Source organism: Pseudomonas tohonis, assembly GCF_012767755.2.
Taxonomy (GTDB): Bacteria; Pseudomonadota; Gammaproteobacteria; order Pseudomonadales; family Pseudomonadaceae; genus Metapseudomonas; species Metapseudomonas tohonis.
On record NZ_AP023189.1, the window covers coordinates 4,883,726 to 4,906,542 of the forward strand.

A 22,817-nucleotide genomic window follows, 5' to 3' on the forward strand; every position below is an offset into this window, starting at 1 on the left:
AGGCCCGACGGCAGCCATTTGATTAACGGATATGTCCCCACGCTCCGCTTGGCGGGGGCCCTGCCCTATCCTCTGCCCATCGCCTGCCGCCGACGGTAATCCCCCATGCCACGTCCGCGCCCCAACCGCACCACCCGCTGGCTGCCACTCCTGGCGCTGCTGCTGACCCTCGGCGCCTGCAGCCGGCTGGACCTCGCCTACCGCAACCTCGACTGGCTAATCCCCTGGTCCATCGCCGACTACGTGAGCCTCGACAAGAGCCAGCGCACCTGGCTCGAACCGCGCATCCAGGCGCACCTGCGCTGGCATTGCAGCACCCAGTTGCCGCGCTACGCCGCCTGGCTGCAGGAGGTGGAGCGCCTGGGCCAGGCCGACCACCTGGACGCCGACGCCTTGCTCGGCCACATGCAGGGCTTCAAGGAGGCGGTCGACGCCGTCGCCGTGGAGATCACCCCGACCACCGTCACCTTGCTGCAGGGCCTCGACGCCAGGCAGGTGGAGGAGCTGAACGCCTCGCTGGACGAGAAGGAGCGCGCGCTGCGCAAGGAACACCTGATCCCTCGCGACGAGCAGGTCGAGCAACGCCGCGAACGCATGGAGAAACGCCTCAAACCCTGGTTCGGCAAGCTCTCCGCGCAACAACGGGCGAAGGTCGATGCCTGGGCCGAGAACCTGGGCGACAGCAATGCGCTGTGGGTGGACAACCGCAAGCTCTGGCAATCAGCCCTGCGCGACGCCCTCGCCGAACGCGACGGCGCGGGCTTCGCACCGCGCATCGCCGCCCTGCTGCAGGAGCGGGAGGCATTCTGGAGCGAGGCCTACCGGGCCCACTTCGAGCGGGGCCAGGTCGCCCTGTCGCAATTGCTCGCCGACCTGTTCAACGACGCCAGCGCCAGCCAGCGCGAGCGCCTGCGCACCCGGCTGCAGGACCTGCGGCAGGACATCCAGCAGTTGCAGTGCCCGACGGCCTGAGCCCCGCTCAGCCGCGCAGGCGCGCGCCGACCCAGGCCAGCACCGCCGACGCCAGGCACAGGTGAAAGAAATCGACCCGGGGCACACCCAGCCAGTCGCCCTGGGTACCGATCACCAGCCCCGCCAACAGGAACGCCAGCGAACCGGCCACCGCCAGCGCCCAGCGTCGTGAGCGCCCCGGCCAGGCCAGCGCCAGCAGGGCCAGGGCATTGCCCACCAGTGCCAAGGGGGCCGGCGCCAGCAGCATCGCCGCCGCCAGGGCCAGCACCGCCAGGTGACGCGACGCGCCGCGCAGCCAGACGAACGCGATCAACGGCAGGCCGATGCGCGAGGAAACCAAAGCCAGTTGACGGTGCACCTCGTCGAGGGCGCCGAAGCCCGCATAGAGCGCAGCCCCGGCCAGCGCGGCCAGCGCCATCGAGACGAAGCCCGCCGCGCGCCAGCCCTGACGCTCGCGGCCGTGGAGCCAGGCGGCCAGGAGGCAGGCGCTGGCCAGCAGCAGCTCGCCGCCGACATGGAGGATCAGCATCGGGGTGGAAGCGGGCATGGGGCGTCCTGTCGCGGGCCGTTGGGGATGCCCGGCAGGCTATAGCGAGAGGATGACCCGGCGCATGGCGGCTCACGCCAAAGCGCGCGACGCCATGCGCCAGTGCCGTCAGAGCGGCGGCACGCTCCAGTCGATGGGCGCCAGGCCGTGCTGTTCGAGGAACTTGTTGCAGCGGCTGAAGTGGCCGTTGCCGAGGAAGCCACGGTAGGCCGAGAGCGGCGAAGGGTGGGCGGAACGCAGCACCAGGTGCTTGGTGGAATCGATCAGGCGCTGCTTGCTCTGCGCGTGGGAACCCCACAGCAGGAACACCAGGTTCGGCTGGTGCGCGCTGACGACCTCGATCACCCGGTCGGTGAACGGCTGCCAGCCCTGGTTGGCGTGGGACCCGGCGCGGGCCTGCTCCACGGTCAGCGAGGTGTTGAGCAGCAGCACGCCCTGCTCGGCCCAGCTCTGCAGGTGGCCGTGGTCGGGCATGTCGATGTTCAGGTCACGCTTGAGCTCCTTGTAGATGTTCAGGAGCGACGGCGGGATGGGCACGCCCGGCTGCACCGAGAAGCACAGGCCATGGGCCTGGCCGGGGCCGTGGTAGGGGTCCTGGCCGATGATCACCACCTTCACCTCGTCCAGCGGGGTGGAGTTCAGCGCGTTGAAGATCAAGGGGCCGGGCGGGAATATCACCTTGCCGGCGGCCTTCTCGGCGCGCAGGAACTCGCCCAGCGCCTTCATGTAGGGCTTGTCGAACTCATCGCGCAGGGCTTCTTTCCAGCCCGCTTCGAGCTTTATCCGATCAACGGTCTCGGTCATGTCTCTTCCAGTTCTCTGGCGCCTTGCGGCGCGGATGAGGCGGGCGAAGGCCGCTCAATGGTCGGGCACCCTAAAAAATGCCCTCTACTCTTGTCAATCAAGGTGGAACATGGAGATCGCATCCGATGGACAACCGCCACGATGGCCTGAAGTTCTCGCTCTACAGCAGCTTCCTCAAGGGCAACGCCAAGGTGCCGCAGATGCCGGAGACCTCGCTGCGCCTGCGCAAGCTGCTGGCCTCCGAGCATGCCTCGCTGGAGCAGGTCACCCGCCTGCTGCACAGCAACCCGCCGCTCGCCGCCTACCTGCTGCAATTCGCCGAGACCCCGATGCTGCGCAACCTGCGCCAGGGCGTGAGCCTGCAGGAGGTGATCTCGCGCCTGGGCATGCAGCGCCTGAACAACCTGGTGCTCAGTTTCGCCATCCAGCATCTGTTCACCAGCCAGGACCCGGCCCTGCAGAAGGTCTTCCGCGCCCGCTGGAATGCCGCCCTGCTCTGCGCCGCCCACAGCGCCTGCCTGGCCCAGTTGCTCACGCGCCTGCCCCTGGAGGACGCGCTGCTCGCCGGCCTTGTGCAGGACATCGGCAGCCTGCCGTTGCTCGACGAGCTGGAGCGCTGGCCCGACGTCTCACGCGACGAGGACGACCTGCAACGCCTCTGCGACCAGCTTTCTGCAGATGTCGGGGTGATCGTGCTCACCAGTTGGAAGCTGCCGCCGCAGCTCATCGACTGTGCGCGCAACCGCAGCGAATGGTGCCGCGCGCACAAGGGCACGGCGGACCTGGTGGACGTGGTGCAGGTCGCTCGCCAGTTGGCCGCGCGGGAACTCGACGATGAGCAGCTGGTGCAGCTGCCCGCCTGGCAGCGCCTGCTGGGGGAACGCCTCGACAGCCTGCCGCCGGAGGCGGTACGCGCGGAACTCGCCAGCGAGGTGGGCTTCTGGTTCAAGCTGCTCGGCGGCAAGGGCCACGCCTGAACCGCATCAGCCCTGGTGCAGCGCCCGGTAGTGGCTGGGCGCCATGCCCACCACCTTGCGGAACAGCCGCGAGAAGTAATAGACGTCCTCGTAGCCCAGTTGCTCGGCGATCTGGCGGATGCCCTGGTCGCCCTCGTCGAGCAGGCGGCAGGCATGGGCCATCTTCAGCTGGATGAAATCCTGGATCGGCGCGTGCCCGGTGAGCGCGCGGTAGGTCTTGGCGAAGTGGAAGCGCGACAGCTTGAACTGCGCGGCCAGCTGATCGAGGTTGAGGCTGTCGTGCAGGTGCGCGCGCATCACCGCCTGCACCGCGTCGATGTCCAGCACCCGCCCGGACTTCAGCACCCCGCGTGCCGGCAGAACGGCGAGCGAGGTCAGCAGGGTCTGCAGCTGGTGCGCGGCATGCACGAAGTGCAGCGGGGCGAGGCCGTGGCGGCGCAGCCCCAGCAGCGCGTCGAAGTCCGCCAGCAGGCGCGGCTGGGCGCCGATGCGACGCAGGCCGGCCGGCCCCAGCGGGCGCAGGAAGTCTTCCACCAGTTCCCCCTCGAAGTGCACCCAGTAGATGCTCCAGGGCCGCTGCGGGTCGGCGCCATAGGCGTGCATGCGCCCGCGGGGCAGCAGCAACAGGTCGCCGCCGACCACGTCGAATCGTCCATCCCCGGTCTCCAGCCAGCCTTGCCCGGCACGGCAGTAGATGAGCAGGTGATCATCCGGTGCCAGGCGCAGCATGCGGTGCCCCCCGGCCTCCGGATAGAAGCCCAGGGCCAGGGGGTAACAGCCCGCCGTCAGCGGGTTGCGCGCCAGCATGCGACGCAGGCGCGGCGGCGTGGTGAAGCGCACGCCATTGGCCGGCAGCGGCCAGTTGGAAGTTTCGACGGAGCGGCTCATGGTTGTTCTTGTGTCGGCCTGCAATCACAAGATCGTCCATCCAGCCGACAAGATCGTCAATCCACATCCGCCGTGCGCGCCGCTATAACGGCAAGAAAACAACAAGACGCCCGGCACGGGTGGAGGACGAGATGACCAGGACGATTCCGCAACTGATCGATGGCCAGTGGCGCGACAGCCGCTCCCGCGAGCTGATCGAAGTCACCGACCCCGCGACCCAGGCCGTGCTGGCCCTGGCGCCCAAGGCGACGCCCGAGGAAATCGAGGCCGCCATCGCCAGCGCCAAGCAGGCCTTCACCAGCTGGCGCGAGGTGCCGGTACCGGAACGGGCGCGGCTGATGCTGCGCTACCAGCACCTGCTCAAGGAGCACCACGACGAGCTGGCCGAAATCCTCGCCAGCGAAACCGGCAAGACCTTCGCCGACGCCAAGGGCGACGTCTGGCGCGGCATCGAGGTGGCCGAGCACGCCGCCAACATCGCCAGCCTGATGATGGGCGAGACGGTGGAGAACGTGGCCCGCGAGATCGACACCGCCAGCTGGATCCAGCCGCTGGGCGTGTGCGTCGGCATCACCCCCTTCAACTTCCCGGCGATGATCCCCCTGTGGATGTTTCCCCTGGCCATCGCCTGCGGCAACACCTTCATCCTCAAGCCCTCCGAGCAGGACCCGCTGACCCCCAACCGCCTCGCCGAGCTGTTCCTGGAAGCCGGCGCGCCCAAGGGCGTGCTGCAGGTGCTGCACGGCGGCCGCGAACAGGTGGACGCCCTGCTCACCCACCCGGACATCCGCGCCATCTCCTTCGTCGGCTCGGTGCCGGTGGGCCAGCACATCTACCGCACGGGCACCGCGCACCTGAAGCGCGTGCAGGCCTTCGCCGGGGCCAAGAACCACATGGTGGTCATGCCCGACGCCAACAAGGACCAGGTCCTCAGCAACCTGCTGGGCGCCAGTTGCGGTGCCGCCGGCCAGCGCTGCATGGCCATCAGCGTGGCGGTGTTCGTCGGCGCCGCGCGGGAGTGGATTCCCGAACTGGCCGCGCAGATGGCCGAGCTCAAGCCCGGTCACTGGCAGGACGCCCACGCCGCCTACGGCCCGCTGATCAGCCAGCAGGCCAAGCAGCGCGTGCAGCGGCTGATCGCCGAGGGCAAGGCCGAAGGCGCCGAATGCCTGCTGGACGGCTCGCACTGCGAGGTGGCGGGCTTCCCCGACGGCAACTGGCTGGGCCCGACCCTGTTCCGTGGCGTGACCACCAGGATGGGCCTGTACCGCGAGGAGATCTTCGGCCCGGTGCTGGCCTGCATGGAGGTGGACGACCTCGATGCCGCCATCGAGCTGGTCAACGCCAGCCCCTACGGCAACGGCACCAGCATCTTCACCCGCTCCGGCGGCGCCGCGCGGCACTTCCAGCATGCGGTGGAGGTTGGCCAGGTGGGCATCAACGTGCCGATCCCGGTGCCGCTGCCGTTCTTCTCCTTCACCGGCTGGAAGGGCTCCTTCTACGGCGACCTGCACGCCTACGGCAAGCAGGCGGTGCGCTTCTACACCGAGACCAAGACGGTCACCAGCCGCTGGTTCGACGACAGCCCGGTGAGCGGGCCGAACATGACCATCCAGCTGAAGTAGCAACGACCGAGCGTTGTTAGACGAAAAGGGAATCTCAACCCATCCGAGACCGGCGTAAAAGGTTGTTCCACAACAACAAGGAGGAACACCCATGCGCCGATTGACTGCCACCCTGGCCCTCTGGGCCGGGATCACCGCCTGTGCGCAGGCTGCCGAGCCCATCACCCTGGGGCTCAACTACCCGCGCACCGGCTCATACAAGGAAGAGGGATTGGCGCAGATGCGTGGAGCCCTGCTGGCCATCGACGAAATCAACGCCACCGGCGGCGTGCTCGGCCGGCCCTTGCGCCTGTCCGGCAAGGATTCCGCCTCGCGCCCGGAAAAGGCGGTGAAGAACGTCGACAAGCTGGCCGCCGAAGGCGCGGTGATGCTCTTCGGCGGGGCCTCCAGCGCGGTGGCCATCGCCGCCGGCGAGCGCGCCCGAGACCACGGCCTGCTGTACTTCGGCACCCTCACCTATTCCAACGACACCACCGGCAAGAACGGCCACCGCTACATGTTCCGCGAGTGCAACAACGCCTGGATGAGCGCCAAGGTGCTCGGCCAGTACCTGAACAAGACCCTGCCCGACAAACGCTACTTCTACGTCACCGCCGACTACACCTGGGGCCATACCACCGAGGCCTCGCTGCGCCAGGCCACCGCCAGCGAAGACGCCGCCCGCCACGCCGGCGTGCGGGTACCCTTCCCCGGCGCGCGCCTGACCGACTACCAGGACGCCCTGACCCAGGCCGCCGCCAGCGATGCCCAGGTGCTGGCCCTGGTGCTGTTCGGCGAGGACCTGGTGCGCGCCATGCGCATCGCCCGGGACATGGGCCTGACTACGCGCATGCAGATCGTCGCGCCGAACCTGACCCAGGGCATCATCGAGCAGGCCGGCCCCGACCTGATGCAGGGTGTGCTCGGCACCGAGCCCTGGACCTGGCGCGTGCCGGCCCTGGAGAAATCCCAGCGTGGCATGGCCTTCGTCGAAGCCTTCAAGGCGCGCTACCAGATGTACCCCTCCAGCTCCGCCGCCTCGGCCTACAGCATCGTCCAGCAATGGGCCGATGCCGCCAGACGCAGCGGCAGCCTCGGCAGCGAGGCGCTGATCAAGGCGCTGGAAGGCCACTCCTACAGCCTGCTGAAGGACGAACAGCAGTGGCGCGCCTTCGATCACCAGAACCTGCAGACGGTCTATGCGGTACGGGTGAAGACCCGTGACGAGGTGCTCAAGGACCCGCTCAAGCAGGACTACTTCGAAATCGTCGACCGCCTCGACGCCAGCGCCGCCCTCCCCAGCCTCGCCGACTGGCAGGCCGAGCGGCGCGCCGGCAACCAACCCCCGACCTTGCAATGAGATGCCATGGACTTCGAACCCACCGATGAACAACGCCTGCTGGTGCACAGCGCCGCCGCCTTCGCCCGCCACGAGCTGGCGCCGGGCGCGGCGGACTGGGATCGCGACCACCACTTCCCGGTCGAGGTGATCCGCCGCGCCGCCGAGCAGGGCTACCTGGGGCTGTACATCGCCGAGGAGGATGGCGGGCTGGGCCTGTCCCGCCTGTCCGCCTCGCTGATCTTCGAGCAGCTGGCGGCCGGCTGCGTGGCCACCACCGCCTACCTGACCATCCACAACATGGCCGCCTGGATGCTCGCCTCCTTCGCCGACGACGCGCTCAAGGCCCAGTGGCTGCCGGGCCTGCTGGACGGCCGGCTGCTGGCCTCCTACTGCCTCACCGAGCCGGACGCCGGCTCCGACGCCGCGCACCTGCGCACCCGGGCGCGCCGTGATGGCGACGACTACGTGCTCGATGGCAGCAAGTGCTTCATCTCCGGCGCCGGCAGCACCCAGGTGCTGATCGTCATGGCGCGCACCGGCGAGGACGGCGCCAGGGGCATCTCCTGCTTCCTGGTGCCGGCCGACGCCGAAGGCATCCGCTACGGGCGCAACGAAGACAAGATGGGCTGGCGCGCCCAGCCCACCCGCACCATCGCCTTCGAGGGCGTGCGCATCCCCGCCGGCAACCGCATCGGCCCGGAAGGCCAGGGCTTCGTCTACGCCATGAAGGGCCTGGACGGCGGGCGCCTGAACATCGCCAGTTGCTCCCTGGGCGCGGCCCAGGCGGCACTGGAACAGAGCCTGCGCTACGTCGAGGAACGCAAGCAGTTCGGCAAGCCCCTGGCTGAGTTCCAGGCCCTGCAGTTCAAGCTCGCCGACATGCTCACCGCACTCACCGCCAGCCGGCAGATGGTGCGCCTGGCCGCCCATCGCCTGGACCAGCGCCACGCCGAGGCGAGCCTCTACTGCGCCATGGCCAAGCGCTTCGCCACCGACCAGTGCTTCGACATCTGCAACGATGCACTGCAACTCCATGGTGGCTATGGCTATCTGAATGACTACCCTCTGGAGCGCTGGGTACGCGACACCCGCGTCCACCAGATACTCGAAGGCACCAACGAGATCATGCGCGTCATCGTGGCGCGCCGTTTACTGGAACAGGGCGGCACACTCGACCGCCTGCTGTAAGGAGCACCCCATGAGCACTGCCGTAGAGCCGTACCAACCCGGCGTTTTCGATCTGACCCACAAGCTGACCGTGGAGAAGCACGGCCACACCGCGCTGATCACCATCAATCATCCGCCGGCCAACACCTGGGACCGCGACTCGCTGATCGGCCTCAAGCAGGTGATCGAGCACCTCAACCACGACGACGACATCTACGCCCTGGTGGTGACCGGCCAGGGGCCGAAGTTCTTCAGCGCCGGCGCCGACCTCAACCTCTTCGCCGATGGCGACAAGGCCCGCGCCCGCGAAATGGCCCGGCGCTTCGGCGAAGCCTTCGAGACCCTGCGCGACTTCCGTGGCGTCTCCATCGCCGCGATCAACGGCTACGCCATGGGCGGCGGCCTGGAATGTGCCCTGGCCTGCGACATCCGCATCGCCGAGCGCCAGTCGATGATGGCCCTGCCCGAGGCCACCGTGGGCCTGCTGCCCTGCGCCGGCGGCACCCAGGCGCTGCCCTGGCTGGTGGGCGAAGGCTGGGCCAAGCGCATGATCCTCTGCGGCGAGCGCGTGGACGCCGAGACCGCCCTGCGCATCGGCCTGGTCGAGCAGGTGGTGGACACCGGCGAAGCCCGGGGAGCCGCCCTGCTGCTGGCCGCCAAGGTGGCGCGGCAGAGCCCGGTGGCGGTGCGCACCATCAAGCCGCTGATCGAAGGCGCGCGCCAGCGCGGGCCGAACACCTGGCTGCCGGAGGAGCGCGAACGCTTCGTCGACCTGTTCGACGCCGACGACACCCGCGAAGGCGTCAACGCCTTCCTCGAGAAACGCGACCCGCAATGGCGCAACCGCTGAGCGGCCCGCGACGAGCCCCAGGTAGGGAGAAACGATGAATATCCAGTTCGAAGAACGCGTCGGCCTGCACGGTGCCCGCATCGGCATCGCCAGCCTCGACGCCGAGGGCAGCCTCAACGCCCTGAGCCTGCCGATGATCGAGGCCCTCGACGCGAAGCTGCACCAGTGGCAGGACGACCCGGAGGTCGTCTGCGTGCTGCTGCGCGGCAATGGCCCACGCGCGTTCTGCGCCGGCGGCGACGTGCGCAAGCTGGTGGAGGCCTGCCGCGAGCATCCCGGCGAAGTACCGCCGCTGGCGGCGCGCTTCTTCGCCGACGAGTACCGCCTCGACCACCGCATCCACACCTATCCCAAGCCGCTGATCTGCTGGGCCCACGGCCACGTGCTGGGTGGCGGCATGGGCCTGATGCAGGGTGCGTCCATCCGCATCGTCACCCCTTCCAGCCGCCTGGGCATGCCGGAGATCAACATCGGCCTGTACCCGGACGTGGGCGGCAGCTGGTTCCTCGCCCGCCTGCCGGGGCGCCTGGGGCTGTTCCTCGGCCTCACCGCCAGCGCCATCAACGCCCGCGACGCCCTGGACCTGGACCTCGCCGACCGCTTCCTGCTGGACGACCAGCAAGCCGCGCTGCTCGACGGCCTGGTGCAACTGAACTGGCGCGAGCAACCCGGCGCGCAGCTCACCAGCCTGCTGCAATCCCTGGAGCACCAGGCCCGCGACCAGCTCCCGGCCGCCCAGTGGCTGCCGCGCCGCGCCCGCATCGACGCCCTGCTGGACGTGGCCGACCTGCCCACCGCCTGGAAGGCCATCACCGCGCTGCAGCACGATGACGACGCCCTCCTCGCCCGCGCCGCCAAGACCCTCGCCGGTGGCTGCCCGCTCACCGCGCACCTGGTCTGGGAGCAGATCCACCGCGCCCGCTACCTGTCCCTGGGCGATGTATTCCGCATGGAATACGCCATGAGCCTGAACTGCTGCCGCCACCCGGAATTCCCCGAAGGCGTGCGTGCACGGCTGATCGACAAGGACAACGCACCGCGCTGGCACTGGCCCGATGTCGCCGCCATCCCCCGCGCGGTGATCGAGGCGCACTTCGCACCGGTCTGGGATGGCCCGCATCCACTCGCAGCGCTCTAGCCCATTGGCAACGGCCAAGGAGAACAACAATGAAAAAGATCGCCTTCATCGGCCTCGGCAACATGGGCCTGCCGATGGCCCGCAACCTGCTCAAGGCCGGCCATGAACTCAAGGTCTTCGACCTGGTGCAGGCCGCGGTGGACGAACTGGTGGCCGAAGGCGCCAAGGCCGCCAACGACGCCCACGACGCGGTCGCCGGCGTCGACCTGGTGGTGAGCATGCTCCCCGCCAGCCGCCACGTGGAGGGCCTCTACCTGGGCGACGACGGCCTGCTCGCCTTCATCCGCGCCGGCACCCTGGTGCTGGAATGCTCGACCATCTCCCCCGACGCCGCGCGCAAGGTGCATGCCCGGGCCAAGGCGCTGGGCATCGACCTGCTGGATGCGCCGGTCTCCGGCGGCACCGCCGGCGCCGCTGCCGGCACCCTGACCTTCATGGTCGGCGGTGACGGCAAGACCCTGGAGAAGGCCCGGCCGGTACTGGCGGCCATGGGCAAGAACATCTTCCACGCCGGCCCCGAAGGCGCCGGCCAGGTGGCCAAGGTGTGCAACAACCAGGTGCTGGCGGTGCAGATGATCGCCACCGCCGAAGCCATGGCCCTGGGCGTGGCCAACGGCCTCGACCCCAGCGCGCTGGCGGAGATCATGCGCCAGAGCTCGGGTGGCAACTGGGTGCTGGAGCGCTACAACCCCTGGCCCGGCGTGATGGCCAACGCCCCCGCGAGCAACGGCTACCAGGGCGGCTTCATGGCCGAACTGATGGCCAAGGACCTCGGCCTGGCCCAGGAAGCCGCGCAGCTGACCCAGAACAGCACCCCCATGGGTGCCCTGGCGCTGCAGCTCTACAAGATGCTGCTGAAACAGGGCAAGGGCCGCCAGGACTTCTCGGTGGTGCAGCAATTGTTCATCGAGCCGGAGGCCTGACCGCACGCCCGGAAGACCGCAACGACCAGGGGGCGCCTGTGGGGGCGATTTCAATCGCCCAAGGGCCGCACAGCGGCCCCAGAGGTGCGCCGCCCTTCAGGCCTGCCCAAGCGTTGCACGCTACTCCCTGTGGGAGCGAATTCATTCGCGATGCCCCCCACCACGCCCCAAGACTGAAAAGGCCACCGACACGTCGGCCAGGCAAACGCAAAAAGGGCCCCGAGGGGCCCTTTTGCATTCCACCGTCGTCTCAGACCAGGGTAAGGGTGACGTCGATGTTGCCGCGGGTGGCGTTGGAGTAAGGGCAGACGATGTGGGCCTTGTCGATCAGCTCACGCGCCTTGTCCTTGTCCATGCCCGGCAGGCTGATCTGCAGCTCCACCTCGATGCCGAAGCCGGTGGGAATCGCGCCGATGCCGACGATGCCTTCGATGGAAGCGTCCGCCGGGACGGCGTACTTGTCACGGGCACCGACGAACTTGATCGCACCCAGGAAGCAGGCCGAGTAACCGGCGGCGAACAGCTGCTCGGGGTTGGTGCCGGCGCCGCCCGCGCCGCCCAGCTCACGCGGGGTGGTCAGCGAGACGTCGAGGACGCCGTCGGAGGAGATGGCGCGGCCTTCACGGCCACCGGTGGCTTCTGCATAGGCGCGGTACAGGACGTTTTCGATGCTCATGGTGTGTTCCTCTTGATAGCGATCGGGGGTTATTTGGTTCGCTGTAGATTTGTGCGCTAAGCGATTCCATGGAGCGAACATTAGTTCGCTTTTATTTTGCGCGCAATATTTATTTCAAGATGAATTGGGAATAACCCCGCCAGATTCCGGGCATAAGCACGCTTGGCGGGGGCTGGCGCCGGGATCGAGGCGCATCGGGGCGAGGGGATTGGAGGCGCGAGGCGTCTTCAGCCGAAGCTGCGGACCTTGTTGCGCCCGGAATGCTTGGCGGCGTAGAGCGCCGAATCCGCGCTCTGGATGAGCGTTTCCGGGAGGTCGCCGGGCCTGGGGATCATGCTGTGGATACCGATGCTCACCGTGACCACCCCGGCCTGGGCGCTGAGGTGTTCGATCCGCTTCATCTCCACGGCCTCGCGTACGCTCTCGGCGATCACCTGGGCGCCGGCCGGCGCGGTGTGCGGCAGGATGATGGCGAACTCCTCGCCACCGTAGCGAGCGATCAGGTCGGTCGAGCGGATCTTGATCACCTTCAGCGCCTCGCTCACCGCCTTGAGGCAGAGATCGCCGGCGCGGTGGCCGTAGGTGTCGTTGAACAGCTTGAAGTTGTCGACATCGATCATCAGCAGGGAAATGGGCTGGCGGATGATCGCCGCGCGCTGGAATTCCTCGAAGAGGGTCTTGTCGAACTGCCGCCGATTGGCGATGCCGGTGAGTGCGTCGATGGCCGCCAGCTGCGACAGCTCCTCGTTCTCCAGTTGGATGCTGCGCGCCGCCAGCAGGCGCTCCCGGGTACGCCGCACCAGCACCAGCCCGATGACCACCAGTGCCAGCACCAGTGCGGTCACCAGGGTCACCAGCACCACCGCCTTGTCTCGCCACTCGGTGAGCACTTCGCTCTTCTGCATCGCCGCCACCACCAGCAGCGGGTAGCCGTCCAGCACCCGGTAGGCGTACACGCGCTCACGGCCATCGAGGCTGGAAAGGCCCGAGCCGGTGCCCACCGGCGAGTTCTTCAAATCATCCATGAACAGCGGGCTGTCGTGCAGGTTGCCGGTGCCCGGCTCCATGAACGGCCGCCGCACCACCAGCGTGCCGTCGTTCTCGGCGAGCAGGATGGCGCCGTTGCGGCCGATGTCGAAGTCCTTGTAGAAGGCGTTGAAATAGCTGATGCGGATGGTCGCCAGCACCACGCCGTCGAATTCGCCATGCCGGCCGTTGATGCGCCGCGAGATGGGCAGGACCCATTCGCCCGTGGAGCGGCTCTGCACCGGCGAGCTGACCTCGATGTCGCGGCTCACCGAGTTGAGGTGATGCTGGAAGTACTCCTGGTCGGTGTTGCGGGTGGTCGGTGACGGCGGCGCGCTGGTGTAGTGGGTCCAGCGGCCTTCGCGGTCGAACACGTAGATGCCGGACAACTGCTGGGCCCGCAGCTTGTAGGCGTTGATCAGGCCGTCGATGCCCTGGCGGTCGCCGGCGTCGCGGCTCTCCAGCAGGTAGACCAGGCCGCTGAGGATCAGGTCGGCCTCCTTGATGGTTTCCTCGGCGTGCTGGGATACCGAATAGGCCAGGTTGGCGTTGGACTTGTCCGCCTCGGACAGGTAGTGCGAGCGGGAATCGAGCACCTGGTAGAGATTGACGCCGATGGCCACCGCGCCGCCGAACAGGATCAGGAAGTAGGCCAGCCAGAGGGCCAGGCGCGTTCGCAGGAACGGCGCGAGGCGTTTGGCTTCTACGTTCTCCATCCCTCGCTCCTCTGTGGGCCGGCAGAACCGGGCGGCTGTCGTTGCGGGTGGTTGCGACGGCCTCAGGGCATCAGACAGAAAGCTTAGCCAGGGGTGCCGGGGCAGGCAGATATGACGCGGCAGGGGCACGGGATTTCAAAGTGCCACTACGGAGGCGCGATGCTACGCGATTGCGTGCGGGCGCACACCCTCGCAGGTGGCCAGTCAATGATGAAAATCGGGTACAGCGGGGCGTGTGGCGCTAGAAGCCGGCGCGGGCCAGCGCCAGGTTGAGCGCCAGTGGATGATGGCCCTGGCAATGGAGTACGCCGTGCTCGTCGACCACGCCGAGGCCGAAGGCTTCGTTCGTTTCCTCGAAGAAGAGGAAGCCGCCGGGCAGCTCGGCGACCACCAGGACCTGCTCCAGCTCGCCGTAACGCAACCGGGGATGGGCAGTGAAGGGAACGCGACAGGCGGCGAACACCACCTGCTGGGCAGGGGAACAGTCGTGCAGCTGCTGGTGGACCAGGTTCTTCAATTCGGCGGCGGAAATGCTCTGACAAGTATCCATGGCGGGTCCGTCCTGTTCTTGTTGGGTAACCGGGCCTGGCGAAAGGATGATCGAGACCGAGGACGAAAATCTAGCAGCCCGGGTGCGCCTTGCCACCCCCATCTGTATCAGGATTCGACGAAAGCACGGGTCGCCTCAACTCTGGGGGAAGCGCGGCCCCAGCAGGATGACCAGCGCCCCCGCGACGCAGAGCGCCGCGCCCAGCCAGTCGCTGGCCAGCGGGCGCGTGCGCTCCACCAGGCCCAGCCAGAGCAGCGAGGTGATGATGTAGATGCCGCCGTAGGCCGCATAGGCGCGCCCGGCGTAGGCCGCCTCGACGCGGGTCAGCAACAGCGCGAAGCACAGCAGGCTGAACAGGCCGGGGGCGATCCACCAGGCGCTGCGGTCGAGGCGCAGCCACATGAAGAAGGCGTAGCAGCCGGCGATCTCGAACAGTGCGGCGAGGAAGAACCAGAGGTAGTTGAGCATGGCGGATGTCCTCGTCGAACCCGATGGGCACAGCGCTTGCCGGGGCACACAGCGGTGGTCAGCCGCGCAGCGCGCCCTCGCGCTCCCAGGCGCAGCGCACGCGCAGGTTGGCTTCCTGGGGGCTGTGGAAACCCTGTTCGCTTTCCCAGCGGAAGGTGTGGGTGCCGTTGAGTTCGGTTTCCAGGTGCACCACCGCGCTGCCCCAGTAGAGCTGCTTGAGCAGGGCCTCGAACTGCTGCACCCAGAGGTTCCACTCGTACTCCACCGCGGCGTAGCTGGCACCGAAGTGGATCACCTGGGTCTGGTAGAGCCCCTGCCCCGGGTGGGCGCTGAAGGAGAACATCTCGCGCCCGAGGAAGGGCCAGATGTCGCCGGCGGGCAGGCTTTCGATGACACGGCGGTTGGTCGCGCGGCGCAGTTGCCGCACCTCGTCGTCGTCCGACGGCCAGTCGCGGATGCAGCCATAGACGATGGATTCTGAGTCCACGCGAGCACTCCAGGAAAACAGTGGCAGCCTTCTATCACAGGGCTGCCAGGCAGGAAAGGAATTGCCGCTGATTTCCGCGATCAGGCCTTGCGGCGCCCCAGCAACCAGGCCAGCACGCACATCGTCACCGCCAGGCCGGTGAAGACCATGAAGGGCAACGGGTAGTTGCCCCCCAGGTCGCGACCGAGGCCGGCGAGCACCGGCGTCAGGCTGCCCAGGCTGTAGCCGGCGAAGAGCATCATCGCCGTCCAGCGGCTCACCGCCAGCGAGGTGTGCACCTCATAGAGCGGCAGCACCATGGAAAGCGCGAAGGAACCGGACAGCCCCAGCCCCAGCAGCACTGCCCAGACCTCGGGGTACAGGCCGGGGGCGAAGGTGATCATCCCCAGGCACAGCGAGCTGGTGATGCCGCAGCCGAGCAGCAGCTGGTAGCGGTTGTCGTAGCGCTGGGCCAGCCACGGCAGGATGAAGGCACTGGGCAGCCCCACCAGCATGAACAGGCTGAACAGGCTGTTGCTGCGCAGCACGCTGAAGCCGGCCTCGTGGTAGCGCGCCACCAGCCAGGTGGTGAGGGCGTAGAACAGCCCGGCCTGGATGGCGAAGAAGGCGGTGATCAGCCAGGCGCGCGGCTCGCCCCAGGGCAGCCCGCCGGAGCCACCGGCCTCGCTGGCCGTCTCCGCACGGTTGGGCAGGCACAGCCAGAGCACAGTCGCCGCCAGCGCCGGCAGGGCCCAGAACGCCAGGCCCATCGACCACTGGTTGGCCAACGCCTGGGTCACCGGCTCGGTGAGGACCGCGCCGGACGCGCCACCGATCGTCATGCTCAGGGAATACCAGGCGACCACGCGGCCGACCCGGTCATGGAAGTGGCGCTTGATGAAGCCCGACACCAAGGGCCCGGCAATGGCGATGCCGCCCCCCAGCAGCACCGCGCTGCCGATCAGCACCGCGCTGGCGTGCCCGGCGACGCGAACGCCGCAGGCGATGACGATGAGCAGCAGGCACAGGCCGATCACCCGCTCCAGGCCGAAGCGCATGGCCAGGCGCGGCGCCAGGGGCGCCAGCAGGCCCATGCACAGCACCGGCAGCGCGGTGGTGAGGCTGATCAGCCCACGGCTCAGGTCGAGCTCGCTGGCGATGCGTTCGATCAAGGGGGCGAGGGAGGTGATGCCGGGGCGCAGGTTGATCGCAGCCAGCACCAGAGCCAGCATGAACAGGGCTCGGGAAGCAGGTTTCACAAGGAGTCCAGATAGTCGTTGGCGTGCACGCCGGGGGTGCAACCCTACTCCGCGAAAGCGCAGCCGGGCAAGACGTGGGCGGGCATAAATTGACCGAGCGGACAGAAAATCCAGGACCGCGCAGGACCGCGCAAGGCGCTTTACCTGAAAGACCGATCGCGAATGAATTCGCTCCTACCGGCGGCGCGCCGCATGGCCTGGAAGCCGCTGTGCCGGCCCCGCAATCGCAGGGCCGGCACCGCATGCATCAAGCCTGCTGGCGGCCCTTGGCGCGCATCTTGTCCGACATGCTGGCCATCTCGTCGTAGAGCAGTTGCGGGTTCTTCTGCTTCACCGCCCAGGCCATGCGGCCCTGCTCGTGGGGCAGGATCATGAAGGTGCCGGCAGCCACTTCGCCGAAGATGTAGTCGGCGATATCGGCCGCGCTGATCGGCGAGCTTTCCAGCAGCTTGCCCACTTGCTGCTTCATGGCCGGGGTCGGGCCACGGAAGGAGTCCAGCAGGTTGGTCTGGAAGAACGACGGGCAGACCACGTGGACGCCGATGCCTTCCTGCTTGAGTTCGATCAACAGGCTTTCCGACAGCGCCACCACACCGGCCTTGGCCACGTTGTAGTTGCTCATCGCCGGGCCCTGCATCAGCGCGGCCATGGAGGCGATGTTGACGATGCGGCCCTTGCTGCGCTGCAGCAGCGGCAGGAAGGCCTTGCAGCCCTTGACCACGCCCATCAGGTTGATCGCGATCTGCCAGTCCCAGTCCTCCAGGGACAGTTCCTCGAAGAAGCCGCCGGAGGCGACACCCGCGTTGTTGACGATGATGTCGATGCCGCCGAGCTTCTGCTCGCAGGCCTGGGCGAAGGCGGTGAGCTGGCTGTAGTCGCGCACGTCGCAGCGCTGGGTGAAGCCGTCGCCGCCCGCTTCGCGAACCAGTGCCAGGGTTTCCGCGAGCCCGGGCTCATTGACGTCGGAAAGGGCCAGCTTGCTGCCTTCGCGGGCCCAGCGCAGGGCGATCTCACGGCCCAGACCGGAGCCAGCGCCGGTGATCATGATGCGGTTCTGCATGGTGAGGTTGCCTTCTTGGTATGTGCGTTGGTGCCCGCAGTTTAGCGAGGCGCCATGCGCCGCAGCGCGAAATCAGGGCGCTGAATGACGGGGGCAAATCAATGCATCGACGCCTTGCGCAGCCCCTCGCCAGGCGCTAGCGCGAACGACGCAGCACGCGCGCCAGGAGAAGGCCGTAGACCAGCAGATTGAGGCCGACGACGATGCCGCCGAGCCAGAGCTGGATGCCCGGTGTCAGGCCCGCCGGGTAGATCACCGGCAGCACGTGGTGCTCGATGAAACCGCCCTGGTAGCCCTGCTCGCCGGCCGCGCGACGCAGCGAATTCTCCAGCGGCGTGAGCGGGCAGATCAGGTGCAGCCACTCGACGGTCACGCCCCAACAGGCAGCGGGCAGGTGCACCAGCGCCAGCCTCGGCCAGCGCAGCACCAGCAGGCCGCCCAGCAGCACGAACAGGATGAATCCCAAGTGGAAGAGCACCACCGCGTCCGCGGCAATCCGGTAGGGCATCCTGCTGTCTCCGTGTCGTCCGGCCGCCGCCCCTAACTTCCGATAGTCGGCAACCCATTGTTTTTACTGGTCAAAAGCGCCCACGCAAGAATCTTTCATGAACCTTTGCAAATCGGGCGAAGTCGGAATTTACAGGAGCGGCCACAGGTTTTGCATGCAGCGATGCACGCGCCTTGCGGCCGCACCGGGACGTCCAAGAACAAGGTCCATAGAAGGAGTTCCACCATGGGTATCAGTACCATTCTGCTCGTCATCCTGATCCTGCTGCTCATTGGCGGCCTGCCGGTGTTCCCCCACTCCCGTGGCTGGGGTTACGGCCCCTCGGGCATCATCGGCACCCTGCTGATCATCCTGCTGGTGCTGATGATACTGGGCAGGATCTGACGACCGCTCTCTCACGGGCCACGTTGGCGGATGTGGTCTGTGGGGCGAGCGACCTCCCCTCTCCTCTTTATCCCTTTCCCTCGCAAGCCCTTTGCCGCACTCGCGGACCATCGGCGCCTTTCACTGCCCCATTCCTGACCGAGCATCTTCGCAGGCGGGCCCCATTGCTCCCTGGCGGAACCGCGCACCCAACAAAAAGGGCAGCCCGAAGGCTGCCCAATGTGCACGGAGTCTTGCGTGGATCAGTGGGCGACGGCGCCGCTGGCACCCAGGCCGGTCTGCGAACGGACGAACTGCGGGAAGAAGCGTGCGCGTTCCTCGTCGGCCGCGGCGGACTTGTCGGTGATGGAGAAGAACCAGATACCCACGAAGGCCACGAGGATCGAGAACAGCGCCGGGTACTCGTAGGGGTAGATGGCTTCGGCATGACCGAGGATCTGCACCCAGATGGTCGGGCCGAGGATCATCAGGCCGACCGCGGTGACCAGGCCCAGCCAGCCGCCGATCATGGCGCCACGGGTGGTCAGCTTCTTCCAGTACATGGAGAGGATCAGCACCGGGAAGTTGCAGCTCGCCGCGATGGAGAAGGCCAGGCCGACCATGAAGGCGATGTTCTGCTTCTCGAACAGGATGCCCAGGCCGATGGCCAGGACGCCGAGCGCGACGGTGGTGATCTTCGATACGCGCAGCTCATCCTTTTCGTTGGCCTTGCCTTTCTTGAACACCGAGGCGTACAGGTCGTGGGAGACCGCCGAGGCGCCGGCCAGGGTCAGGCCGGCGACCACCGCGAGGATGGTGGCGAAGGCCACGGCCGAGATGAAGCCGAGGAACAGGCTGCCGCCCACGGCGTTGGCCAGGTGCACGGCCGCCATGTTGTTGCCGCCCAGGAGTGCGCCGGTGGCGTCCTTGAAGTCCGGGTTGGTGCTGACCAGCAGGATCGCGCCGAAGCCGATGATGAAGGTCAGGATGTAGAAGTAGCCGATGAAGCCGGTGGCGAAGAACACCGATTTACGGGCTTCCTTGGCATCGCTGACGGTGAAGAAGCGCATCAGGATGTGCGGCAGGCCGGCAGTGCCGAACATCAGCGCCAGGCCCAGGGAGATCGCCGAGATCGGGTCCTTGACCAGGCCGCCGGGGCTCATGATGGCCTCGCCTTTGGGGTGGACCTTGATGGCCTCGCTGAACAGCATGCCGATGTCGAAGTTGACGTGCTTGAGCACCATGATCGCCATGAAGGAGGCGCCGGACAGCAGCATCACCGCCTTGATGATCTGCACCCAGGTGGTGGCCAGCATGCCGCCGAACAGCACGTACAGCACCATCAGCACACCGACCAGCACCACGGCCACGTGGTAGTTCAGGCCGAACAGCAGCTCGATCAGCTTGCCGGCACCGACCATCTGCGCGATCAGGTAGAAGGCCACCACCACCAGCGAACCGCAGGCGGACAGGGTGCGGATTTCCTTCTGCTTGAGGCGGTAGGAGGCAACGTCGGCGAAGGTGTACTTGCCCAGGTTGCGCAGGCGCTCGGCGATCAGGAAGAGGATCACCGGCCAGCCGACCAGGAAGCCGATCGAATAGATCAGGCCGTCGTAGCCGGAGGTGTAGACCAGGGCGGAAATACCCAGGAAGGAGGCCGCGGACATGTAGTCACCGGCGATCGCCAGGCCGTTCTGGAAACCGGTGATGCTGCCGCCGGCGGTATAGAAGTCGGCGGTCGACTTGCTGCGCTTGGACGCCCAGTAGGTGATGTAGAGGGTGAAGCCGACGAAGGCCACGAACATGACGATGGCGGAGACGTTCAGCGGCTGGCGCTGCACGTCGCCTTCCAGCGCACCGGCGGCCCACAGGGCCGGCGCCACGGCCATCAGGCCGACGATGCCGCAGATGGAGAGAATGCGCGCGATCATTGCTGCGCCTCCTTGAGGACTTCACGGTTCAGGCGGTCGAACTCACCATTGGCGCGGCGCACGTAGATGCCGGTGAGCACGAAGGCGGAGACGATCAGGCCGACGCCGATCGGGATGCCCCAGGTGATGGAGGAGCCCGGGCTGAGCTTGGTGCCGAGCACCTGGGGCTCGAAGGCGATGAGCAGGATGAAGGCCAGGTACAGGCCCAGCATGATGGCGGAGAGAATCCAGGCGAAGCGTTCGCGCTTGGCGACCAACTCCTGGAAGCGCGGATTCTCGTGAATCCGCTGGTAGATGCTGTCGTTCATTGTTGTTGTCCTCTACACAGCACGTTAGTGGTGAAAACAACTCTAGAACGCTTGTACACACGCAACAGACGACCTTAGTCGTAGCGCCGGCGCTTTCTCGACCAAGGTCGTAGATGGCTCATAAAGCGGATCTATCGACACTATTTCCGATGCAAATTTCCTTGCATGGACGAGGCCCCCTAATCTGCACGCAACCAGGAATCATTCCCATCAACGGGGAGACCCATCATGCTCAAGACCGCAACCTTCACCGTCATGCACTTCGCCATCGCCTTCAGCGTCGCCTATGCGCTCACCGGCAGCGTGGCCATCGGCGGGCTGGTGGCCATCGTCGAGCCGCTGGTCAACTCCGTGGGCTTTCACTTCCACGAAAAACTCTGGAAGCGCTTCGAGAAGGCCAAGGCCGAAGGCACCGGCACACAGCGGCACACCTGGCTGCACCAGCACGCCTGACGCGGACGGCGGCCCGGTAATGCGCTGAAACCAGTTCACAGGGGGTCAGCGCATTCCTACCGAACCTTTGAATCCGCTAAGATGCGCGGCTTTGCCGCCACGCGCACCTAGCCCAATGAGCCCGACCAGCCGATTCCCCGTTCTGCCCTACCTGCTCGCCTCGATCGCCGCCCTGTTGCTGCTCGCCGCCCTCTGGTACGGCCAGGGCAAGCCGGTGATCCTGCCCGATGCGGCGACCCCGACGCACAAGCTGCAGTGCGCCTCCTACAGCCCGTTCGACAAGGACCAGTCGCCCTTCGACCAGCCCTTCGTGCTGCGCCCCGAGCGCATGGACGCGGACCTGGAACTGCTCGCCACCCGTTTCCATTGCGTGCGCACCTACTCCATGACCGGCCTCGAGGCCATCCCGGAGCTGGCCCGCAAGCACGGCCTGAAGCTGATGCTCGGCGCCTGGGTCAACGGCAACCCGGTGGACACCGGCAAGGAAATCGATGCGTTGATCAAGGCCGCCAACGCCAACCCCGACGTGGTCGAGGCGGTGATCGTCGGCAACGAGACCCTGCTGCGCAAGGAAGTCACCGGCGCCCAGCTGGCCAGGCTGATCGGCCAGGTGAAGGCCCAGGTCAAGCAGCCGGTCACCTATGCGGACGTGTGGGAGTTCTGGCTCAAGCACCCCGAGGTCGCCCCGGCCGTGGACTTCCTCACCATCCACCTGCTGCCCTACTGGGAAGACGACCCGGCCGGCATCGACGAGGCACTGGCACACGTGCGGGACATCCGCGAGGAGTTCGGCAAGCGCTTCGCCCCCAAGGACATCATGATCGGCGAGACCGGCTGGCCCAGCGAAGGCCGCCAGCGCGAGACCGCCCTGCCCAGCCGCGTCAACGAGGCGCTGTTCATCCGTGGCTTCGTGCACATGGCCGAGGAAAACGGCTGGCGCTACAACCTGATCGAAGCCTTCGACCAGCCCTGGAAGCGCGAGAGCGAAGGCGCCGTGGGCGGCTACTGGGGCCTGTTCAGCGCCGACCGCACGGAGAAGGGCGTGCTCGCCGGCCCCGTCTCCAACCTGCCGAACTGGCCGCTGTGGCTGGGCGTCAGCGGGCTGATCTTCGTCTTCACCCTGGCCCTGGCCGGGCGCCCCGCCTCCAGCCGCGCCGCCTTCCTGCTGCCGCTGCTGGCCGCGCTCGGCGCCGGTTGCATCGGCATGTGGGCGGAACTGGCGCGCATCACCGCCCGCTTCGCCGGGGAATGGGCCTGGGCGGCCTTCATCGTCGGCCTCAACCTGGTGGTGCTGGCCCATGGCGCCCTGGCCCTGTCGACCCGCGAGGGCGCCCGTGGCCGCCTGTTCGCCTGGCTCGACGCCCGCGCCGCCTGGTGGCTGTGCGCCGCCGGCTTCGCCGGTGCCGTGCTGATGCTGGCCCTGGTGTTCGACGCCCGCTACCGCAGCTTCCCCAGCGCCGCGCTGCTGCTGCCGGCGGTGGTCTACCTGTGCCGCCCGGTGAAGGCGCCGCGCCGAGAGATCGCCCTGCTGGCGCTGTTCGTCGGCCTGGGCATCATCCCGCAGCTGGTCGAGGAGACCCTGGGCAACATCCAGGCGATCGGCTGGGCCGCCACCGCCCTGCTGCTGACCCTCGCCCTGATCCGCAGCCTGCGCCTCGGCCGCTAGGCCAGGTGCAACGAAAAAGGGATGCCTCGGCATCCCTTTTTTATTGCCCACGACAACCGATTCGCCTCCGTGGGAGCGGTTTCAACCGCGATGCAGCGGACGGGTCCTTTCGCGAATGAATTCGCTCCCACGACAACGCCCAAGGGCATCCCGCA

General features: G+C 67.4%; 24 protein-coding genes. 11 read left to right on the forward strand and 13 right to left on the reverse strand.

What is annotated here, in order from left to right; genetic code table 11:
* Positions 1 to 105: 105 nt before the first annotated feature.
* Complete coding sequence (locus HSX14_RS22130) at positions 106 to 972, forward strand: DUF6279 family lipoprotein (protein WP_173172059.1); 867 nt, start codon at positions 106 to 108, stop codon at positions 970 to 972.
* A 7-nt stretch (positions 973 to 979) separates the two neighbouring features.
* On the opposite strand, the gene HSX14_RS22135 is transcribed toward HSX14_RS22130, so the two are convergent.
* A complete protein-coding gene (locus HSX14_RS22135; RefSeq protein WP_228723484.1) occupies positions 980 to 1,519 on the reverse strand; it encodes a hypothetical protein in 540 nt (179 codons plus the stop codon).
* A gap of 108 nt (positions 1,520 to 1,627) precedes the next feature.
* Positions 1,628 to 2,323 (reverse strand): uracil-DNA glycosylase, encoded by a 696-nt coding sequence (gene ung, locus HSX14_RS22140; protein ID WP_173172057.1) that lies wholly within the window; start codon positions 2,321 to 2,323, stop codon positions 1,628 to 1,630.
* Between the two features lie 125 nt (positions 2,324 to 2,448).
* Here ung and HSX14_RS22145 point away from each other — a divergent pair, with 125 nt between their 5' ends.
* Complete coding sequence (locus HSX14_RS22145) at positions 2,449 to 3,300, forward strand: HDOD domain-containing protein (protein ID WP_173172055.1); 852 nt, start codon at positions 2,449 to 2,451, stop codon at positions 3,298 to 3,300.
* Positions 3,301 to 3,306: 6 nt separating this feature from the next.
* On the opposite strand, the gene HSX14_RS22150 is transcribed toward HSX14_RS22145, so the two are convergent.
* Positions 3,307 to 4,188, reverse strand: a complete 882-nt coding sequence (locus HSX14_RS22150; RefSeq protein ID WP_111260495.1) for an AraC family transcriptional regulator — start codon at positions 4,186 to 4,188, stop codon at positions 3,307 to 3,309.
* A gap of 131 nt (positions 4,189 to 4,319) precedes the next feature.
* Between HSX14_RS22150 and HSX14_RS22155 the strand changes: the two genes are divergently transcribed.
* The 6 genes from HSX14_RS22155 (at position 4,320) to mmsB (ending at position 11,212) form a co-directional block, all read left to right on the forward strand.
* On the forward strand, positions 4,320 to 5,813 hold the full coding sequence (locus HSX14_RS22155; protein ID WP_173172053.1) for a CoA-acylating methylmalonate-semialdehyde dehydrogenase: 1,494 nt from the start codon (positions 4,320 to 4,322) through the stop codon (positions 5,811 to 5,813).
* A 91-nt stretch (positions 5,814 to 5,904) separates the two neighbouring features.
* On the forward strand, positions 5,905 to 7,152 hold the full coding sequence (locus tag HSX14_RS22160) for an ABC transporter substrate-binding protein (RefSeq protein WP_173172051.1): 1,248 nt from the start codon (positions 5,905 to 5,907) through the stop codon (positions 7,150 to 7,152).
* 6 nt (positions 7,153 to 7,158) lie between these two features.
* Positions 7,159 to 8,322 (forward strand): isobutyryl-CoA dehydrogenase, encoded by a 1,164-nt coding sequence (locus tag HSX14_RS22165; protein ID WP_173172048.1) that lies wholly within the window; start codon positions 7,159 to 7,161, stop codon positions 8,320 to 8,322.
* Between the two features lie 10 nt (positions 8,323 to 8,332).
* Positions 8,333 to 9,151, forward strand: coding sequence for an enoyl-CoA hydratase (locus HSX14_RS22170; protein WP_173172046.1), 819 nt, complete (start codon positions 8,333 to 8,335; stop codon positions 9,149 to 9,151).
* A 34-nt stretch (positions 9,152 to 9,185) separates the two neighbouring features.
* A complete protein-coding gene (locus HSX14_RS22175) occupies positions 9,186 to 10,289 on the forward strand; it encodes an enoyl-CoA hydratase/isomerase family protein (protein WP_173172044.1) in 1,104 nt (367 codons plus the stop codon).
* A gap of 29 nt (positions 10,290 to 10,318) precedes the next feature.
* On the forward strand, positions 10,319 to 11,212 hold the full coding sequence (gene mmsB, locus HSX14_RS22180; RefSeq protein ID WP_173172042.1) for a 3-hydroxyisobutyrate dehydrogenase: 894 nt from the start codon (positions 10,319 to 10,321) through the stop codon (positions 11,210 to 11,212).
* 250 nt (positions 11,213 to 11,462) lie between these two features.
* Here mmsB and HSX14_RS22185 read toward each other — a convergent pair whose 3' ends face one another.
* From HSX14_RS22185 to HSX14_RS22220, 8 genes are all read right to left on the reverse strand, one after another.
* Positions 11,463 to 11,888: an organic hydroperoxide resistance protein gene (locus HSX14_RS22185; RefSeq protein WP_173172040.1), complete on the reverse strand. Its 426-nt coding sequence runs from the start codon at positions 11,886 to 11,888 to the stop codon at positions 11,463 to 11,465.
* A 227-nt stretch (positions 11,889 to 12,115) separates the two neighbouring features.
* Positions 12,116 to 13,630, reverse strand: coding sequence for a sensor domain-containing diguanylate cyclase (locus HSX14_RS22190; protein WP_173172037.1), 1,515 nt, complete (start codon positions 13,628 to 13,630; stop codon positions 12,116 to 12,118).
* Positions 13,631 to 13,871: 241 nt separating this feature from the next.
* Complete coding sequence (locus HSX14_RS22195) at positions 13,872 to 14,180, reverse strand: hypothetical protein (RefSeq protein ID WP_173172035.1); 309 nt, start codon at positions 14,178 to 14,180, stop codon at positions 13,872 to 13,874.
* A 135-nt stretch (positions 14,181 to 14,315) separates the two neighbouring features.
* Positions 14,316 to 14,648, reverse strand: coding sequence for a YnfA family protein (locus HSX14_RS22200; protein ID WP_173172033.1), 333 nt, complete (start codon positions 14,646 to 14,648; stop codon positions 14,316 to 14,318).
* A 58-nt stretch (positions 14,649 to 14,706) separates the two neighbouring features.
* Positions 14,707 to 15,135 carry a hypothetical protein gene (locus HSX14_RS22205; protein WP_111260484.1) on the reverse strand — a complete coding sequence of 143 codons (429 nt, stop codon included), beginning with the start codon at positions 15,133 to 15,135 and terminating at the stop codon, positions 14,707 to 14,709.
* Positions 15,136 to 15,215: 80 nt separating this feature from the next.
* On the reverse strand, positions 15,216 to 16,373 hold the full coding sequence (locus tag HSX14_RS22210) for an MFS transporter (protein WP_173172031.1): 1,158 nt from the start codon (positions 16,371 to 16,373) through the stop codon (positions 15,216 to 15,218).
* Positions 16,374 to 16,620: 247 nt separating this feature from the next.
* Positions 16,621 to 17,433, reverse strand: a complete 813-nt coding sequence (locus tag HSX14_RS22215) for an SDR family oxidoreductase (RefSeq protein WP_173172029.1) — start codon at positions 17,431 to 17,433, stop codon at positions 16,621 to 16,623.
* A gap of 136 nt (positions 17,434 to 17,569) precedes the next feature.
* A complete protein-coding gene (locus HSX14_RS22220) occupies positions 17,570 to 17,941 on the reverse strand; it encodes a DUF2784 domain-containing protein (protein WP_173172027.1) in 372 nt (123 codons plus the stop codon).
* Positions 17,942 to 18,166: 225 nt separating this feature from the next.
* Between HSX14_RS22220 and HSX14_RS22225 the strand changes: the two genes are divergently transcribed.
* Complete coding sequence (locus HSX14_RS22225; protein ID WP_021221276.1) at positions 18,167 to 18,325, forward strand: DUF3309 family protein; 159 nt, start codon at positions 18,167 to 18,169, stop codon at positions 18,323 to 18,325.
* A gap of 242 nt (positions 18,326 to 18,567) precedes the next feature.
* Here the strand turns inward: HSX14_RS22225 and HSX14_RS22230 are convergent, their stop codons facing one another.
* Both HSX14_RS22230 and HSX14_RS22235 read right to left on the reverse strand, forming a co-directional pair.
* The gene (locus tag HSX14_RS22230; RefSeq protein ID WP_111260480.1) at positions 18,568 to 20,235 is read right to left on the reverse strand and encodes a cation acetate symporter; all 1,668 of its coding nucleotides are present in this window, start codon (positions 20,233 to 20,235) and stop codon (positions 18,568 to 18,570) included.
* Positions 20,232 to 20,543: a DUF485 domain-containing protein gene (locus HSX14_RS22235; RefSeq protein WP_021221278.1), complete on the reverse strand. Its 312-nt coding sequence runs from the start codon at positions 20,541 to 20,543 to the stop codon at positions 20,232 to 20,234. The genes HSX14_RS22230 and HSX14_RS22235 overlap by 4 nt, the downstream gene beginning before the upstream one ends.
* A gap of 228 nt (positions 20,544 to 20,771) precedes the next feature.
* Here HSX14_RS22235 and HSX14_RS22240 point away from each other — a divergent pair, with 228 nt between their 5' ends.
* The gene (locus tag HSX14_RS22240; RefSeq protein ID WP_116858109.1) at positions 20,772 to 20,996 is read left to right on the forward strand and encodes a DUF2061 domain-containing protein; all 225 of its coding nucleotides are present in this window, start codon (positions 20,772 to 20,774) and stop codon (positions 20,994 to 20,996) included.
* Between the two features lie 115 nt (positions 20,997 to 21,111).
* On the forward strand, positions 21,112 to 22,662 hold the full coding sequence (locus HSX14_RS22245; RefSeq protein ID WP_173172025.1) for a glycoside hydrolase family 17 protein: 1,551 nt from the start codon (positions 21,112 to 21,114) through the stop codon (positions 22,660 to 22,662).
* The last annotated feature ends 155 nt before the right edge of the window (positions 22,663 to 22,817 follow it).

Coding starts and splice junctions, on each gene's coding strand:
- HSX14_RS22130 (WP_173172059.1), top strand. CDS start 106: ATGCCACGTCCGCGCCCCAACCGCACCACCCGCTGGCTGCCACTCCTG.
- HSX14_RS22135 (WP_228723484.1), bottom strand. CDS start 1,519: ATGCCCGCTTCCACCCCGATGCTGATCCTCCATGTCGGCGGCGAGCTG.
- ung (WP_173172057.1), bottom strand. CDS start 2,323: ATGACCGAGACCGTTGATCGGATAAAGCTCGAAGCGGGCTGGAAAGAA.
- HSX14_RS22145 (WP_173172055.1), top strand. CDS start 2,449: ATGGACAACCGCCACGATGGCCTGAAGTTCTCGCTCTACAGCAGCTTC.
- HSX14_RS22150 (WP_111260495.1), bottom strand. CDS start 4,188: ATGAGCCGCTCCGTCGAAACTTCCAACTGGCCGCTGCCGGCCAATGGC.
- HSX14_RS22155 (WP_173172053.1), top strand. CDS start 4,320: ATGACCAGGACGATTCCGCAACTGATCGATGGCCAGTGGCGCGACAGC.
- HSX14_RS22160 (WP_173172051.1), top strand. CDS start 5,905: ATGCGCCGATTGACTGCCACCCTGGCCCTCTGGGCCGGGATCACCGCC.
- HSX14_RS22165 (WP_173172048.1), top strand. CDS start 7,159: ATGGACTTCGAACCCACCGATGAACAACGCCTGCTGGTGCACAGCGCC.
- HSX14_RS22170 (WP_173172046.1), top strand. CDS start 8,333: ATGAGCACTGCCGTAGAGCCGTACCAACCCGGCGTTTTCGATCTGACC.
- HSX14_RS22175 (WP_173172044.1), top strand. CDS start 9,186: ATGAATATCCAGTTCGAAGAACGCGTCGGCCTGCACGGTGCCCGCATC.
- mmsB (WP_173172042.1), top strand. CDS start 10,319: ATGAAAAAGATCGCCTTCATCGGCCTCGGCAACATGGGCCTGCCGATG.
- HSX14_RS22185 (WP_173172040.1), bottom strand. CDS start 11,888: ATGAGCATCGAAAACGTCCTGTACCGCGCCTATGCAGAAGCCACCGGT.
- HSX14_RS22190 (WP_173172037.1), bottom strand. CDS start 13,630: ATGGAGAACGTAGAAGCCAAACGCCTCGCGCCGTTCCTGCGAACGCGC.
- HSX14_RS22195 (WP_173172035.1), bottom strand. CDS start 14,180: ATGGATACTTGTCAGAGCATTTCCGCCGCCGAATTGAAGAACCTGGTC.
- HSX14_RS22200 (WP_173172033.1), bottom strand. CDS start 14,648: ATGCTCAACTACCTCTGGTTCTTCCTCGCCGCACTGTTCGAGATCGCC.
- HSX14_RS22215 (WP_173172029.1), bottom strand. CDS start 17,433: ATGCAGAACCGCATCATGATCACCGGCGCTGGCTCCGGTCTGGGCCGT.
- HSX14_RS22220 (WP_173172027.1), bottom strand. CDS start 17,941: ATGCCCTACCGGATTGCCGCGGACGCGGTGGTGCTCTTCCACTTGGGA.
- HSX14_RS22225 (WP_021221276.1), top strand. CDS start 18,167: ATGGGTATCAGTACCATTCTGCTCGTCATCCTGATCCTGCTGCTCATT.
- HSX14_RS22230 (WP_111260480.1), bottom strand. CDS start 20,235: ATGATCGCGCGCATTCTCTCCATCTGCGGCATCGTCGGCCTGATGGCC.
- HSX14_RS22235 (WP_021221278.1), bottom strand. CDS start 20,543: ATGAACGACAGCATCTACCAGCGGATTCACGAGAATCCGCGCTTCCAG.
- HSX14_RS22240 (WP_116858109.1), top strand. CDS start 20,772: ATGCTCAAGACCGCAACCTTCACCGTCATGCACTTCGCCATCGCCTTC.
- HSX14_RS22245 (WP_173172025.1), top strand. CDS start 21,112: ATGAGCCCGACCAGCCGATTCCCCGTTCTGCCCTACCTGCTCGCCTCG.